At 46.2% G+C, this 17,025-nt stretch carries 16 protein-coding genes; all 16 read right to left on the reverse strand.

What is annotated here, in order from left to right:
* Positions 1–123: 123 nt before the first annotated feature.
* Complete coding sequence (locus MHH89_RS12020; RefSeq protein ID WP_076127550.1) at positions 124–1,626, reverse strand: AAA family ATPase; 1,503 nt, start codon at positions 1,624–1,626, stop codon at positions 124–126.
* Entirely contained in the window at positions 1,619–2,161 is a 543-nt protein-coding gene (locus MHH89_RS12025) for a hypothetical protein (RefSeq protein WP_076127549.1), read from the reverse strand. Before MHH89_RS12025 ends, MHH89_RS12020 begins: the two co-directional genes overlap by 8 nt.
* Before the next feature lie 410 nt (positions 2,162–2,571).
* On the reverse strand, positions 2,572–3,090 hold the full coding sequence (locus tag MHH89_RS12030; RefSeq protein ID WP_340033336.1) for a cell wall elongation regulator TseB-like domain-containing protein: 519 nt from the start codon (positions 3,088–3,090) through the stop codon (positions 2,572–2,574).
* Between the two features lie 172 nt (positions 3,091–3,262).
* Positions 3,263–4,564: an amidohydrolase gene (locus MHH89_RS12035; protein ID WP_341087207.1), complete on the reverse strand. Its 1,302-nt coding sequence runs from the start codon at positions 4,562–4,564 to the stop codon at positions 3,263–3,265.
* On the reverse strand, positions 4,551–5,204 hold the full coding sequence (locus MHH89_RS12040; RefSeq protein WP_036676294.1) for a redox-sensing transcriptional repressor Rex: 654 nt from the start codon (positions 5,202–5,204) through the stop codon (positions 4,551–4,553). Before MHH89_RS12040 ends, MHH89_RS12035 begins: the two co-directional genes overlap by 14 nt.
* Positions 5,205–5,334: 130 nt before the next feature.
* Positions 5,335–8,196, reverse strand: a complete 2,862-nt coding sequence (gene dinG, locus MHH89_RS12045) for an ATP-dependent DNA helicase DinG (RefSeq protein WP_076127545.1) — start codon at positions 8,194–8,196, stop codon at positions 5,335–5,337.
* Positions 8,197–8,322: 126 nt separating this feature from the next.
* Entirely contained in the window at positions 8,323–8,964 is a 642-nt protein-coding gene (locus tag MHH89_RS12050; RefSeq protein WP_076127543.1) for a tetratricopeptide repeat protein, read from the reverse strand.
* Between the two features lie 110 nt (positions 8,965–9,074).
* Complete coding sequence (panD, locus tag MHH89_RS12055; protein WP_341087208.1) at positions 9,075–9,458, reverse strand: aspartate 1-decarboxylase; 384 nt, start codon at positions 9,456–9,458, stop codon at positions 9,075–9,077.
* Positions 9,451–10,341 carry a pantoate--beta-alanine ligase gene (gene panC, locus MHH89_RS12060; protein ID WP_076192191.1) on the reverse strand — a complete coding sequence of 297 codons (891 nt, stop codon included), beginning with the start codon at positions 10,339–10,341 and terminating at the stop codon, positions 9,451–9,453. The genes panD and panC overlap by 8 nt, the downstream gene beginning before the upstream one ends.
* Entirely contained in the window at positions 10,342–11,208 is an 867-nt protein-coding gene (gene panB / locus MHH89_RS12065) for a 3-methyl-2-oxobutanoate hydroxymethyltransferase (RefSeq protein WP_076127540.1), read from the reverse strand. It abuts the gene before it with no gap.
* A 336-nt stretch (positions 11,209–11,544) separates the two neighbouring features.
* Entirely contained in the window at positions 11,545–12,345 is an 801-nt protein-coding gene (locus MHH89_RS12070; protein ID WP_341087209.1) for a biotin--[acetyl-CoA-carboxylase] ligase, read from the reverse strand.
* Entirely contained in the window at positions 12,335–13,684 is a 1,350-nt protein-coding gene (locus MHH89_RS12075; RefSeq protein WP_341087210.1) for a CCA tRNA nucleotidyltransferase, read from the reverse strand. The genes MHH89_RS12070 and MHH89_RS12075 overlap by 11 nt, the downstream gene beginning before the upstream one ends.
* Positions 13,685–13,694: 10 nt before the next feature.
* Positions 13,695–14,855 carry an N-acetyl-alpha-D-glucosaminyl L-malate synthase BshA gene (bshA, locus tag MHH89_RS12080; protein ID WP_036676278.1) on the reverse strand — a complete coding sequence of 387 codons (1,161 nt, stop codon included), beginning with the start codon at positions 14,853–14,855 and terminating at the stop codon, positions 13,695–13,697.
* Between the two features lie 231 nt (positions 14,856–15,086).
* On the reverse strand, positions 15,087–15,779 hold the full coding sequence (bshB1, locus tag MHH89_RS12085) for a bacillithiol biosynthesis deacetylase BshB1 (protein WP_076127533.1): 693 nt from the start codon (positions 15,777–15,779) through the stop codon (positions 15,087–15,089).
* Entirely contained in the window at positions 15,776–16,198 is a 423-nt protein-coding gene (gene mgsA / locus MHH89_RS12090) for a methylglyoxal synthase (protein WP_036676275.1), read from the reverse strand. Before mgsA ends, bshB1 begins: the two co-directional genes overlap by 4 nt.
* A 15-nt stretch (positions 16,199–16,213) precedes the next feature.
* On the reverse strand, positions 16,214–17,017 hold the full coding sequence (gene dapB / locus MHH89_RS12095; protein ID WP_036676273.1) for a 4-hydroxy-tetrahydrodipicolinate reductase: 804 nt from the start codon (positions 17,015–17,017) through the stop codon (positions 16,214–16,216).
* Between the last annotated feature and the right edge of the window lie 8 nt (positions 17,018–17,025).

Genomic DNA, 17,025 nt, shown 5'->3' on the forward strand with positions numbered 1-17,025 from the left:
CCATCCTTTCAGGTATCTATACTTTTGTATTGTACCTTGTCTGTCGCAAAAATTTATAAAGCCCGACATATAATGATATCTTAGCATGCCTGAAAAGTAAAAAAAAATAACCAGCATAAATATTTATGCTGGTAAACGCACGCTGTCACGAAATTGACATCGAAATTGCTCTCCAGAGAGCACTTCTTCCTTCATTAAAATGTCAAGGGAGTAATCAAATACATTTCGTTGCTTTTCAAGGTGGTCGTGAGTACGTACCATCAACTCGTCCAATATTTTACTGTTTTCCTTCATAAGCTCTTCAGTGGTAACCATTTCCAGCTTGGCAATACCCAACGAAGTCAATCCGGATTTCATCATGGTTTCGACAATATTCAGGGCCTGATCAAAATCGCCACGTGAACCTGTGCTTCGTCCGCCATAATACATTTCTTCTGCAGCCGCTCCACCAAGTGCGATCATAATCTGATCTTCGAGATAATCTTTGGTGTACAGATACTGCTCTTGCTGAGGATTGTGACGTACATAACCAAGGGCTTGCCCCCGCGGAGTCAGTGTAACCTGACTGACACTTCCCGGACGAAGCAGTTCTGCCATAATGGCATGTCCCAATTCGTGGATCGCCACACGTTTTTTCTCTTCGTGGTTAGTTTCTCTGTCCGTTTTTTCCCCCATCATAACCTTGTCAATCGCCATCGACAGATGCCGCTGCTCAACCTCTGTCAATTCCTCACGCATCATATAAATTGCTGCCTCATTCATAACACTTTCGAGCTGAGCACCGGAAAAACCATAGGCTTCTTCGGAAATTTTGTCGAGGTTCACATTGGCATGAAGCGGCTTATTTTTGGCATGCAATTCGAGAATCGATCTGCGGCCTTTTTTATCAGGCATGTCCACTTGAATATGACGGTCAAACCGGCCAGGACGCAGCAATGCTGAATCAAGCATTTCTTTACGGTTAGTGGCTGCTACCAGTAGAATGCGTGGTGTTTCGTTGTTATAGATCCCGTCCATCTCAGTCAACAGCTGATTCAAGGTCTGATCATATTCTCGCTGCTGTCCGCCCTCACGCTTACCGCCAATTACGTCAATTTCATCTATGAAAATAATAGCGCTTTGCTTGTTTTCCTTAAGGGCGCGGGTACGGGCATCCTTAAACAAATCGCGGATACGGCCGGCACCGACACCTACGTACATTTCTACAAACTCACTGCCTGATGCTGCCACAAATACAGAGTTTGTATAATGTGCTGCTGCTCTAGCCATAAGGGTCTTACCTGTTCCTGGAGGGCCTGTAAGCAGAATCCCTTTCAAAGGCCGAATCCCGAATTTGCTGATTTCCTCATGCCGGATCAAAAAATCCAACGCTTCACGAAGCTCCTGTTTTGCATTGTCTTGCCCGCCAATTTCTTCAAAAGTAAGCTTTGAAGGTCCATCCTTCTTGCGTTTCTTCCCGGCACCTGCATTTACCGCAAGTCCGCCTCTTAAATGAGCAATGATAAGTAAGGCCGTGAGCATCCCAGCAGCAATTACAATCGGGAATATATTAATGCCTAGAAAAGCCATAAAAATAAACAAGACAGGAATAAATCCGATTAGAATTTCTTTAAGGTATTTAGGCATTATTCCATACCCCCAATGTCGCAGGTTTACGCGGCAAAATAATAAATTTGCTTTCTTTTCCATTACTCAAGCTTACATAGACATTATTGTCATCAATTTCTGTTGAGGCTATCACATTTTTATATTGCGGATATTGCGCTTTGAGTCCATCAAGTTCTGTGGGTATAAGTGTATATTTACGGCTCTCCATGGCTTCGGCTACAGAGAACATCGCTTTATCCCAGTATTCATCCAGCAGTTCACTGGAGTTCTGTTCTACATCAAGTTTTAGTGTACGTCCATCAATCATCGATTTTCCTTCTTGGGAGACGTACTGAACCAGTTCACGTAATTTCGTGCCTGGCTGGAGATCAAGTTTCAAAGTGACCTCATTGCGGTTAATACTGATATGAGAATTATTGACGCCCTCATATTGAGATACAATCTTCTGAAGTGGTTCCTGCATTGCAAACTGACGATACAAAAAGAAGCCACCAAACAATAGAGTAGCCGACAGTAGAGACGTTATCAGCACAGGTACAAGACGTAATTTCAAGAAACGTCCTCCTCTCAAAGATGACAAAATATAAAGCTCATTATAATAATTTATAGCTACTTGAGAGCTCATCAGAGAGACTGAAGTCTCTTATTGCTGTTCTAATTACAAGTAGTAGTATATCACAGGTGTATATACTAATTTCAAAATAAATGTGAATATATTTAAAATTTAATTTTTTAAATATTTCCATCAATACCAAATAAATTCCTCACTTTCGACAAAATCGGCCTTGATTTTTAATCAATCGGCCTATTTTCGTATGTGAATTTAAGGGAATATTCGGTGATAACCACCCATTCAGTATATCACTTAGTATATCACTTTTGTACATCAAATAAATGTAAACAAGCGAACTTATAATAAGTTCGCTTGTTTACTATGCCACCCTTAATTTCCTTATGTTCAGCTTAACTTTTAGGTAAACTGTAACCTTCGCCCATTCGGGACCCATCCGAAAAGCGATAAAATTGATAATAATACCGACCGCTCTGTTTATAAAAAAGCTGCCAAGCATACTCTCCGTTATATACTCCCGGCAGCAAGCGTTCAATCGTTATGTCCGGAAGATCAGCTTTGATAATGCCGCGTATTTGGGCTTCCGAGGTTCCTTTACTTAGTTCCTCAGCAAACACTGCGTCGTCGCCTTCAGCAAATTTTCCATCTACCGTAAAGCGGACCCAGACCATAAGAGCAGTCCCGGCTTCATTTTTCCCAGTTAATACCCAGTACACTGCATTTTCATCCCAAACCGATTTTTGTGCTTTGGTTACCTGTGTTAGACCCGCTCTGGTTTTGGCAACATCCTTAGCGATATCACGCTCGTTCCATTGATCTTTCATAATATAGGCATAGAACTGGATAAGTCCAAACCCCAGGAGCAGAATCAGAACTGACCCCAGGAGGATCCATTTTTTCCTTTTCTTCAAGGTACAGCTCCCTTTCTAGTAATATATCTTTTTTGATTATATAACACACCCGCGCGTTTATCCAAAATTTCATAATTTTCTAGCTTTCCCAGCCTTAAAAATACACAAAAGGCCGCAACTTTTGCTAAAAGCAAAAAGTCGCAGCCTATTATTTATTCGTTATTCTCCAGACTTAACGCTTCAATAAACCTTCGAAGGCTTCTTGCGCTTTACGCCGGATAGCTTCCTCATCCAGGGTTAAGCATTGTCCATGCTTGATGACCTGTTTACCATTCACCCACACATGCTCAACATCCTTAGCGCTAGCAGAGTAAACTGCATGAGACAACAGATCTGTGTGTGGCAGCAAATGCGGCTGATCGATATCAACAGCAATGAAATCTGCTTTCATCCCTACAGCAAGTCTGCCTACATTATTTAAAAAGATGGACTGCGCGCCATATTCTGTAGCCATACGCAGAGCCTCTGGAGCTGGAACAGCCGTTGGATCACCGCTGACACCCTTATGAATGAGAGCTGCAAGCCGCATCTCTTCAAACATATCCAAGTTATTGTTGCTTGCCGCGCCATCCGTGCCAAGAGACACCTTCACACCAGCTTTTAGAAGATCAGTAACCCGAGCCACTCCGCTAGCCAGCTTCAAATTACTGCCCGGATTATGAGATACACCCACATTATGGCGAGCCAAGATCTCAATCTCTTCATCATTTAAATGAACACCATGTGCAACTATCGAGGGACGTGTAAACATGCCAAGCTTCTCTAAGTGAGCTACAGGACGCAACCCGTAATCCGCCACATTTTGTTCCACTTCACGTTTCGTTTCGGACATATGCGTATGCATCGGTAAATCCAGATCATGCGCTGCCTGCACAAACTTAACCAGGAAGTCCGGAGGGCAAGTATAAGGGGCGTGTGGCGAGATCATAGTAGTAATTCTACCGTCAGCCTTTCCATGCCAGTTACGGGCAAAAGAAATCGCTTCCGCAAGCTTGTGATTCTGTACATCCTCTGGACATAACCCGATCACACCACGCATCAATACGGAACGGATACCTGATAACTCAGCTACCTCGGCTACTCGGTCCATATGATCATACATATCGAGGAAGGTCGTAGTTCCACCCTTCAGCATTTCCAATACAGATAAGGAGGTTCCCCAGTATACATCATCACCGGAGAACTTTTCCTCCATTGGCCACATCTTCTCCTGAAGCCACACTTGTAGCGCTAAATCATCTCCATATCCACGCAGCAAAGACATCGCCGCATGACCATGTGTGTTTACAAGTCCAGGCATGAACAGCAGACGGCTGCCATCAACCACTTGCACTCCAGCTTCCATCTGAGGCTCTTCTTTTCCTATGTAAGTGATTAAATCATCTTCAATAGTCATATATCCACTCAGAACCGGCTCATCCGTTCCCGGAGTCAGAAAATACCCGCCCTTAATTATCGTTTTATTGTTGTTCATGTTCACTTTCTTCCTTTCCATCCCGCAAGTAATAAGCAAGACTTTGCAGATCAGTTGTAAAATCAGCTGCATGCACCCGGATATTCGGTGGTGTCTTCAGAATCACAGGGGCAAAGTTCAAAATTGCTTCAATCCCAGAAGAAATGAGGATATCTGCTACATTTTGAGCTTCTGAATCAGGTACGGTAATAATGGCAATGCGAATACCTTGCTCACGAATTGTGCTGCCTAGTTCATCCATCGGTTGCACAGTAAGGGAGTTGATCTTACGTCCAACCTTAGGAGCGTACGAATCAAATATAGCCGTAATTTTCATAGTATCTTTGAGATATGCATTGTAATTAGACAAGGCATGTCCGAGATTACCTGCTCCAACTAAAGCTACATTAAGCTGTTGATCCAGCTTCAGGATATGACGGATTTTCTCAATAAGATACGTTACATCATAGCCGATACCTTTTCTGCCGAAGTCACCAAAATATGCTAAATCCTTACGAATCTGTGCGGGATTAAGATCAAGCTTTTGTCCAAGTTCCTGAGAGGAAACTGTTAATATTTCGCGATTCTGGAGATCATTCAAAAAACGCAAGTACACAGGTAGTCTGCGAACAACGGCTTCTGATATTTTATCCGATTTCATATTTTTCCTCCTAAAAATAGTAATGTTCTTGTGAAAATCCATATTCAAACGTCTACCTCTCCTTATTAAGGACGGTACTGTAACACACCGCCCTTAAGGATAAGGAGGAGCTAAACTGAAGACGAGCGTTTTAAGAAGCGCCGCCATCCTCTAGCCATTCCGCTATGCGAGGGACCATTTGATCAGTAAGCATATGCTCCATTTTGGGACCAGGCAATGAATAAAGGAAATACTTCCCGTAATGAGATTCAATAACCCTTGTATCATAAACAATAACTATTCCGCGATCCTGCGCCGTGCGAACCAGTCTTCCGAATCCCTGCTTAAAACGAATAACCGCTTGAGGAACAGATAATTTCATGAACGGATTCTTCTTCTGGGCCTGCAATAACTCCGACTTCGCTTCCGCCAACGGGTGATTCGGTGGTTGAAACGGAAGTCTCACGATGGCCAGGCAAGTCAGTGCTTCACCTGGAATATCTACACCTTCCCAGAAGCTGCTCGTCCCCAGCAATACGGATGCTGCACTGTCCTGAAAGCGGCGGATCAGCTTGCTCCGGCTGCCACCTTCCACGCCTTGACCAAGCACCGTAATCTCTTGTGAGGCCAAAGCCTCTTTAAGCGGATCATATACCTGACGCAGCATTTTATAAGAAGTAAACAGAACCAGCATCCGCCCACGTGTTGTTTTAGCAGCTTCCGATAATGACTGTACGAGTGTATCGACAAATCGAGCATCGCCCACACTGCCCTTCACACTAGGAAAATCACGCGGTATAACTAACAGTGCCTGCTCGCGATACTTAAAGGGAGAAGGAAGAAGTGAGGTCATTAGACGTCCTTCTTCCGCAGCTTCGTTAAGTCCGAGATTATCAATCATAAATTGAAAAGACTTATCTACAGACAGCGTCGCCGAGGTAAGCACGATGCTTTTTTTCTTATCGAAGAACAACTCTTTAAGCTGGCTGCTAACATCCACAGGGACGGCATACATCTGCAGTGATTTGCTGCGGTAATTTCCATTTGCCTCCAGCCAATATACTACATTATCGTCATTCAGCCCCATAAAGAATCTTACTTGCTCACGGATGGAAGCCAAATCCTTAAATAAACCGCTAATATCAGTAACAAGACTGTCTGCTGAGGATTGGCTTTCCTGGTCGCGCATCTCGTTAAGCATTTTATCACCCTTACGGATGATGTCGCTTAACGTCAGATTCATAGTGTTCTCTAGTGCAACCAATTCATCCCAATCCTTCGGCTTACGGGCGGGAATCAACCGCATAACCAGTTGTCCCGCTTCCCCTGCCCCTGCATCACTGCGTTCCGGCAAAAGGCTGAACAGCTTGTCGCTGAGTGCATCCCAGGTTTCTTTGACGGTAAGCAGATCCGGGTAGATCCGATCGATGACTCCGCTCCATTCTGAAGCCTCTTCACTGCCTGACGACTGTAATATCTGACGCAGAGCAGGAAGCTGTCCGTTTCGGCTATCTTTATACAGTCGCGATAATGTGTGTGCCACAGTGAAATGCTTCATATGCATGCCAAGATGTTTACCAGCCACATCTTCTAAATGATGTGCTTCATCAATGACAAGATGCTCGTAAGCCGGAAGCAGCTGGTGCCCAGCCTTAACATCTGCGAATAGCTTGGAGTGGTTCGTAATAACCACGTCAGCAATCCCAGCTTCATGCTTGGCCCTATGATAATAACATTTGCGGAACCAAGGACAAGAACGGCCCAGACAGGAATCGGTATCGCTTGCCACCGTCTCCCAGAAGTCACCGCCCCGGCCGCTTAAATTCAGCTCTTCATCATCCCCTGATTCACTTTGAGTGAGCCATACAATCATCTGAGCGGCAGTAAGCGCATCTTCCCTTGGGCTTATAAAGTCCTTTTTATTAATTTTATGCTCAAACTTACGCAGACACAAATAATGCCCTCTTCCCTTAAAAATAGCAGCTTTAAACGGAAAAGGAACTACCTGCGTTAACAAAGGGATATCCCGCTCGCGCAATTGGTCCTGCAGATTAATGGTATGAGTGCTGACCATGACTTTTTCATTGGTGCGAACGCTTTGATAAATGGCAGGCAACAAATAACCGAGCGATTTACCGGTTCCTGTGCCCGCTTCGATCAGTAGGTGTTTGTCTTCGGCAAGTGCCGTCATCACCTCATTGATCATAATATCCTGAGCTTCCCGGCTTTCATACTGCGGTAATGTGTCTTTAAGTCGTTTGGTTACTTCGTCCATATAATCAGTAAAAGATAAATTCGCTAGCGGATTCTCAGCATGCTCATCTCTAGGTGGCGCTAACTCCGTCCAATCTCCTACTGCAAGCGCTAATTGACGATAGAAAGTCAGATCACCTTCGGGCTGTAGCGTTTCCGCTTCCCGCTCTCGCAGCAGACCATCAAAGTACCAGCCCAGATCACTATCCTCTTCGGTAAACAGCTCACAGAGTCTCTGGATCGTAAGCAGCGGCAGCTCGTAGAGCTCCTCCAGACATTTCAGCAGCACTAAAGCAGTCGCAAGTGCATCACTATCTGCCTGATGCGGACGATCATGTGTCACTCCAAAATGAGCACTGACAGAGCCTAGTTGATAAGATGTGAGCGAAGGAAAGCAAATTTTCAGAAAATCAATCGTATCCAAAATCCGCCCTTGAAATGGCAAATAACCACAACGATCTAAAGCATTTTGTAAAAAATGGAAGTCGAAAGCGACATTATGCCCTACAAGCACAACATCATCCAAGAGCGGAACAAGCTCCATCATCATCTCATCCAGCTCAGGCGCATCCTTAACATCATCATCGGTAATCCCCGTCAGACCTGTTATAAAAGGAGGAATCGGCGTTCCGGGCTTGACATAGGAACCATATACCCGGGAGATGGACCGGTCTTCTTCTATAATTGCAAGGCCAACCTGGATAATTTCACCCACGGATTGGGTTCCTGTTGTTTCAAAATCAAGCACGGCAAATTTCATTATAATTCTATTCCCTTTCAATTGAGACTCTTAATCAGCATAACAGAAGTTGCGAAAAAAGGCGATGCACACCACTGGTTCAGGGGATGCATCGCTTGAATGGAAATTTCCAAAACCGTTATTCTTTTACAAAAGGGAAACCAGCTGATTTCCAAAATGCAGCTTCCCTCCACGACGGCGGCATACCTCTAAGTTAACGTTTGGTTCCGGAAGCGCAGGGTCATGCTGCAAAGCAAGATCAAACAATTCCTGCGCTTCATTGAAACGTTCCTGTGAGGCTCGTATGCAGCCTAAAGCATTATAAACCATGGCTTTCAGCTTGGTTTCCCGTATCAAGCCCAGCATATGGTTCAGATGACTCCAAGCGGCCTCACCGTCACCTTCCTGCAGATAAGAGATGGCTAAATATAATCGAGCAGCCAAGCTATCCGGGTATTGCGCAATAACTTCTTTAAACTGATCAATACACTTTCCATACATCAGCAGCTTATAATACCCCTGACCTCTTACAAAGGAATCCATACATAGCTCTGGTGCTTCCTGTTCCGGCACTTCCTCTTCGACCACTGCTGTAAAATCCGCACTTTCGCGAAAGGAACTAAGCTTCTCAGCAAAAGCGAGCCATTCATCCATCACTTTGTCGCTCAGTCTATGCAGCATATTATAATTGCATAAAAGCTCGTTCCGGCGGGCACCCTCCGCTGTAGGGTAATCTGTTACGATCTCCTGAAGCACCTTGTTCATTTCAGCAAACAAATGTTGAAACATGGGCGATCCCCCTTACTGAAGATGAAATCAGTTCAGCTTGCCTGACTTCATTTTCTGCGAGATCGGGGTCTTTCATCCCTGCCATTCATTACATGGCGTAAGTCCATACATTAAGCGATTGTAGCATGCAATTCATGATCAGCCAGCTTCACTGGTTTGTTATTCTCATCCACGAATACCACCGTTGGCTTATGTGACTCCAGTTCTTCTGAGAACAACATCGCATACGAAATGATAATTACTGTATCGCCCGGCTGAACAAGACGAGCTGCGGCACCATTAAGACAGATCACTCCGCTTCCACGCGGTCCAGGGATTACATAGGTTTCCAGTCGTGAACCATTGTTGTTATCCACAATTTGAACTTTTTCATTCTCAAGAATGTCCGCGGCTTCCATCAAGCTCTCATCAATGGTAATACTGCCCACATAGTTCAAATTCGCTTCCGTTACTGTTGCGCGGTGAATTTTGGATTTCATCATATGTCTAAACAAGTGCAGCAACCTCCTTTGGAATAAATACATTATTATCAATCAAGCGTGTTCTGCCAAACTTCACGGCGAGCGCTATTATAATTTCCCCATCCACTTCTGATAAAAGAGCTTCATCCTCTAATCCTTCAAGATCCGGGAATGTTAAGATCTCCGCGTAATCAATCACCGCTAAAGGAGAGCTGGAAATAACCGATGTCAACAATTCCCGCACTTCAGCAACGGTTGTTACTTTTCCTTCTTCAATGGACTGACGTGCTTCACGTAAGGAACGAGATAACACCAATGCCTGACTACGCTCCTCTGGAGACAAGAATACGTTACGTGAGCTGAGTGCAAGTCCATCCCCTTCACGAACGATCGGACAAGGAATAATTTCGACATTCATATTAAGATCGGACACCATTCGACGAAGCACAGCAACTTGTTGAGCATCCTTCAGCCCAAAGAAAGCATAATCCGGCTGTACGACATTGAAGAATTTATTAACTACTGTGGTTACACCATCAAAATGCCCAGGGCGGGAAGCCCCACAAAGCCGGGTAGTAAGCTCCGATACCGAGACCGTAGTCCGAGTAGGCTGCGGATACATTTCTTCCACACTGGGGATAAATACAATATCTACTCCCTCACGTTCAGCGAGCTCCAAATCACGACGCTCGTCACGCGGATAGGAATCATAATCCTCGTTTGGCCCGAATTGCAAAGGATTCACAAAAATGCTCATTACCACTGTGTTGCTCATTTCTCCAGCCCGGCGAAGCAGACTGGCATGTCCGTCATGCAAGTATCCCATCGTAGGAACGAACCCAATCGGGGCGTGCCCACCTTGTCTCATATACTCCAAAGCTTCGCGCAGCTGCTCCATGCTTCTGACGACTCTCATTTATTTCCCTTCCTTTCTTGCAGCGCCATATAAAGATTCCAAAACCGTTTCATCTGCATTAAAAACGTGACTTTCATCTGGGAAGGAACGTTCCTTCACTTCCTTCACATATTGGCTGATGCCCTCACGGATTACATTACCCACATCCGCATAGGTTTTGACAAAACGTTTCTCACGGTAAGGTGAGGCATACCGCAGCAAATCATGGAAAACCAATACCTGTCCATCACAGTAACGGCCTGCACCGATCCCAATGGTTGGGATGCTAAGCGCTTCAGAGATCGCTTGGGCTACTTCTTCCGTTACCAGCTCCAGAACGATTGCAAAAGCACCTGCGGCCTCAAGCGCCTTAGCTTCATCCATCAGGCGTTGCGCATCTTTGGCATCTTTGCCTTGAATCCGGTAGCCACCAATCATATTCACGGATTGCGGAGTAAGCCCGATATGTCCCAGTACAGGGACTCCCGCAGCTACCACCGTAGCTACAGTCTCACAAATCTCGAGTCCACCTTCCATTTTGACGGCATGAGCCCGCCCTTCCTGCATTAATCTGCGCACTCCCCGCAGAGTTTCATCTACACTTCCGTGATAAGTCATAAATGGCATATCCGCCACGATAAAGGTGCTTTGTGCTCCTCGAGTTACCGAGCGGGTATGGTACACCATATCTTCAATCGTTACCGGTAAAGTTGTATCGTATCCAAGGACTACATTCCCAAGAGAGTCACCAACCAAAATAAGGTCGATACCTGCTTCTTCTGCAAGAACTGCAGACGGATAATCATAAGCGGTCAGCATGCTCAGAGGCACACCTTCTGCTTTCATTTTTTTCATTTTTACAATATTTAGCGCTTGTTTGTTTGCCATTTCTCTTTTCGTCCTCCTTTTTTAAGTAACCTGCCCGTAAAAATCGCAACAAAAAAACCTTTTAGCAATCATTTGCTAAAAAGGTCCGAAGGGCAAAAAAGAGTCACTTGCGATCGTCCCTTCTGTCTCGGTCCTTACGGCTCAGAGCAGAATCCAACGTAACCGTCAAACGCAGTTATGAAGGTATTTCCAATAATAAAAATATAAAAAAGTTCTTCAGTTCAAGAGTACAGTTCGTTAAACGATACCGCCTCCGACCCATAGTATAACAAAAAAAGCTCGGAATTACACGAAAAAAATATGACAAGGGATGATACCCTTGTCATATAAAAAATATTATAAAAGTTCAATCTCACCTGAGCATACGTTAGAGATCTCTCCCAAGCTGTTTTTAAGCAGCAGACCACCTATTTCATCCAAACCTACTACCACACCTTCAGAACGCCCCTGAGGGCTATTCAGTGCGATCTGGCGGCCCAAAGTCACTGACATGGACTCCCAGAGCTCTTTGATGGGTTTAAAACCTTGCTTCATGTACAAATTGTAATGCATCTCCAGCTCGTCCAAAACCGCTTTTACCAGCTCAGAACGGTCAACTGGAGCACCGCCCCGCTCAATCCGAAGTGAAGTCGCGACCTCCTGCAGATGATCAGGATAATCTTCCTCTGTCATGTTCGCGGAAATGCCAATTCCAGCAATGCAATAATGAAGCTCCCCTTCTCTTAGAGAAGATTCGAGTAAAATCCCACAAATCTTACGACCGCCTGCGAGCAGATCATTCGGCCATTTGATGCCGGCATCTACACCTGTTACCCGTCGAATTGCCTTACAGACGGCAACCCCAGCCAGCAATGTCAGCTGCGGAGTCTCCGACAAGGGTAATTGGGGCCGTAACACAATACTCATCCAAATGCCCTTGCCACGGGGAGAAAACCACTTTCTTCCCATTCGGCCTCGGGCGCCCGTCTGTTCTTCCGCGATGACAGTTGTCCCTTCCGGCGCGCCGTTTTCCGCTAAAAACTTAGCTTCTTCTTGAGTGGACACCACAGATTCCAGCAACTGAATGTCGCCTACCCAATTCGAAGCGGAGGTCTCTCGCTTCAGCTCAGTTAGCGACAGCGCTTTATCATCGCACATGTCTATCCATCCTTTTTGCTTCAAGCAGTAATAATTGTTTATCGTTAGGTAAATCACCTGAAGCGACCGCTTGCAGGAGTCCATTTAACATTTTGCCTAGCCATGGTCCCGGACGTTTGTCCAAAGCCCCCACCAGCTCATTGCCTGTAATCTCAAGCTCTGAAAGGCTGGTTAGCGGCATTTGAGCGATCCATTCTCTTGCCGCTTGTACATTTACAGCGGCAGGTGTTGTTGAGGCCTCTGTCGATTCCACGACGGAAAAGGCAGAAGAGGCAGCAGCGGGAAGAGTAGGTGCAACTGCTGGCAGGATCGCCAGCAGCGAGAGCCACCCTTCGGCAGCTTCCACGCCAAAGGCCAGCACGGCGGCGATCCATTGCCGCCGCAGACCTTCCCTGCCGCCCGTACCCGGCGGCAGGGCCTCTATCGCAGCGGTCCAAGCTTCGCGGACCCGCAGCACCTGGACGACGCCGCTCCGCGTCGTCCCCGAGAACGTCCATGCCCGCAGCAGCACATCGGCCTCTTGGGCCGACTGCTTCAGGGCATGGAGGAGAAGCGCCCACCGCAGGCGGGCGCTCTCCAGTTCCCCGATCCCGGCCGTTAAGGCGGCAGCAGCCGCCATATCGGTTCCGGTCCAGGGGAACGGGGCTTTGCCGCGCGCCAGCAGCTCGCAGCGCGCTAGCATGCCGAGGCCGCGCAGAGGATGCGGCCCCTCGACGATGCGGTCCAGCTCCGCGCGGACACGCTCCACAGCAATATGCGCCAGCTTATCCCGCTGGCGCATCAGGCCCCTCCACGTGTTCTTCGCGATGGAGAAATCCAGCACCGCTGCAAAACGAATGCAGCGAAGCATGCGAAGCGCATCTTCGTCAAACCGCTCCTCCGCATCGCCTACACAGCGAATCACCTGCAGCTGTAGATCCTTCTCACCCTCAAAAGGATCAATAAGTTCCCCATTTAATCCACAGCAAATCGCGTTGATCGTGAAATCACGACGACGAAGATCCTCCTTCACATCGTTGACGAAAAAAACATGCTCAGGACGACGATGGTCAACATAACCACTTTCTGTGCGGTATGTCGTCACTTCAAACGCACAACCATCCTGTATCACGGTGACCGTACCATGAGCTAATCCTGTTGGCACACTGCGCGCAAAGATAGCTATCACTTCCTCCGGCAGTGCTGAGGTTGTAATATCCATATCATGCACTGGCCTACCCAATAGCTCATCGCGAATACATCCTCCAACCCAATAAGCCTCGTGGCCATTTTGGGTTAACTCGGAAATTACAATCTCCGCTGCAACTGCCATCGCAGAAGGTGCCATTGTCCATTCCATATATGACTCCTTACCCCCGAACCGGGTCCAGTCCAAGTACCTTGCGCCCCAGCACCCGGTAATAAATATCTTCATATTGTTTCGTTATCGAATCCTTACAGAAATCTTTGCAGGCTGTTTGTAAACAAGCTTCTCTGAACTGTTGCACCATACGTTCATCCGACAGGAGCTTAACTGCATATTTAGCCATAGCCGTTGTATCGCCAATCGGGGCAAGGAATCCAGTCTTTCCATGCTCTATAAGCTCAGGGATGCCTCCGGTTTGCGAGCCAATCGTCGGTACGCCGCAAGCCATTGCTTCCAGAGCAACCAGACCAAAGCTTTCCTTCTCGGAAGGTAGCAGAAGCAGATCAGCTAAAGAGATCACCTGAGCGATTTCATCCTGCCTTCCCAGAAAACGAACTTTATCTTCCAGACCCATTTCGCTAATTTTGGCTTGAATTTTGGGAAGATCCGGACCTTCACCTACAAGCAGCAGGCGTGAAGGCAGTTCACGATTCACTTTGGCAAAAACGTCAACAACATCGCTGACTCTTTTTACAGGACGGAAATTACTGATATGCATCAGAATCTTCTCATCAGGCGCTGCGAAATCTCCCCGCAGATCCGTTACATCACGCGGATAATAGACCCGATGATCCACGAAGTTATAAGTGAGATCAATGTCGCGGGTAATATCGAGTACGTCCCGTGTTTCTCTAATAAGATCCTGAGAGACCGCCGTAACGGCATCACTTTCATTAATCCCCAGACGAATCAAATCTTTAAGCGATTCATCCTGACCAAGCACCGTTATATCCGTACCATGCAAAGTCGTTACAACCTTCATATCGTTCCCAAGCATTTGCTTTGCAAGGAAAGCACACACTGCGTGTGGCACTGCATAGTGAACATGGAGAAGGTCCAGATTTTGCATTTTGGCAACCTGAGCCATCTTCGTAGCAAGCGCTAGATCGTACGGGGGATAGCGGAATACATAATAATCGTTTACTTCTACCTCATGGTAAAAAATATTTTTCTGAAACGTTCCCAACCGGAACGGGATACTATGTGTAATAAAATGAACTTCATGACCCTTCTCGGCCAAGAGTTTACCTAATTCAGTCGCAACTACGCCTGAACCGCCAAGAGACGGATAACAGGTAATTCCTATTTTTAGCATACGATCCATCTTCCTGTCTCCTTCTTCTCCAGTATTGATTCGTGTAATGAATCATCTATTGTTTGTCGGCCGCTTTCAAAAAAGCGAACACCGTTTCTTTCAAAATCACACAGGACTTCATTTCTCTAAGCTGTTCAATAAAAGCTCTCAGGAGCGCAATGGCGTATTAATTCCAAGCGCTCCTGGATCAATCTTAATCAGCTTATTATATTATCATACAAACTTCGTTATATCCGTTCCTTAAGTAAACAATTCCACCGTATGAGGTACCTTGGTTGCAAACCCTTCTGCATAAGGAATCAGTCTGCGCTGGCCAAGCAGCATATCTCTCGAACGGACTCGTTCAATGTAGCCTTCCGTTAACGGTGTGGATACAGTATCCGCACCCGGAGGTTTGGTGAACTGGGAGCGATAGCAGGACAATGCCTGCTCCTTCAAGCCATATTGTTCAGTAACATCAACAATAAGATCGGTACGTCCTAAATCATTGATAAAATAGAAGTACAGCTGTGGAGCAGGAATTGCCGGCTTGTCCGGCATATATTTACGTAGCTTGGCATTAAAAACAGCCTCTTCCACCAGCTTGCTACAGGCGATATGATCGGGATGACGATCCTCCCAATAAGGAGCAAAAACTATCGTAGGAGAAAAGCGGCGAATTTCAGCAGTCACAGCCGCCACATGCTCTGCTGTAATAAAAAGCCCTCTATCTGGCAGACCCAGGTTTGTCCGCACGGATGCTCCGAGAAGGTCTGCAGCTTGCTGCGCTTCTTGCTTGCGAAGTTCTACTGTACCGTTCGATGACATTTCCGCGGCTGTTAAATCGCAAAGTCCCACCTTAAGTCCCGCAGCGGTATGTTTTGCAATGGTTCCTGCCATACCAATCTCCGCATCATCTGCATGCGCACCAAATACAAGAATGTCCAGCTTCATTCATCAACACCCGGTTTGTATTTGTGAACCAGTGCACGCCAAGCAAAATCACCACGATCAATCGCCTTCACAAGAACTTCCGCTGTGGCAATATTCGTAGCTACCGGTATCCCGTATACGTCACACAAACGAAGCAGAGCTGAAATATCAGGTTCATGTGGCTGCGCCATTAATGGATCCCGCATGAAAATAATAAGATCCAGTTCATCCTGTGCTACCATTGCACCGATTTGCTGATCTCCACCTAATGGACCAGACATGTAACGATGAATTTTTAAGTTAGTTACATCCATAATCCGTTGGCCAGTAGTCCCTGTAGAAAATAGTTCATGACCTTCAAATACATGTTCATAAGCTAATACAAAATTTACGATTTCATCTTTTTTACGATCGTGGGCAATAAATGCGATCTTTAACATGGTGTTCTCTCCTGTCTATTCTATAAAGTGCTCGAATCCATAGATCAAGCCTGTATATCCCATTACCTTTTCAATACCCATCTTAACGCCTGGCATATATCCTGCACGCTCATAAGAATCATGGCGAATCTTTAAGGATTGTCCGAATCCACCAAAAATCACTTCTTCTTGAGCAAACACACCAGGAAGACGGACACTATGTATCCGGAATCCGTTATAGTAACCACCACGGGCACCTTCAATGGTTTCTTCCTCTTTAGGATTACCTTGACGAAGTTCCTCACGAACTTCCGAAATCATCTCTGCGGTTTTGACCGCAGTTCCGGATGGAGCATCCAGTTTCTGGTCACCATGATACTCTATAATTTCCAGATGCGGGAAGTACTTTGAAGCTTGTGCCGCAAATTTCATCAATAGAATAGCTCCAATGGAGAAATTCGGAGCAATAAGTCCGCCAATCCCCTGTTCTTGACACTGCTTGTCCAGTTCCACCATCTGCTCCGGTGTGAATCCGGTTGTACCGATAACCGGACGCACTCCGTACTTAATAGCTAGCGCTGTATTCGTATACGCTGACTGCGGTGTAGTGAAATCGACAAGGACATCTCCGTTGCTTCCCGCGAGGGCGGCCTCAAGATCAGAAGTTACAATAACGCCTGAGTCTTCCAGACCTACCAGACGCCCTGCATCAATATCGCCCGAAGAACGATCTACTGCTGCTGCTAACTCCAGCTCTTCGTCCTGCAATACAAGTTTAACAACCTCTTTACCCATTCTTCCGCCTGCGCCGGATACAACGACCCTGATCTTGTTATTCATATTTTTTC

It is taken from the genome of Paenibacillus sp. FSL H7-0323 (assembly GCF_038002725.1).
Classification (GTDB): Bacteria; Bacillota; Bacilli; order Paenibacillales; family Paenibacillaceae; genus Paenibacillus_AQ; species Paenibacillus_AQ odorifer.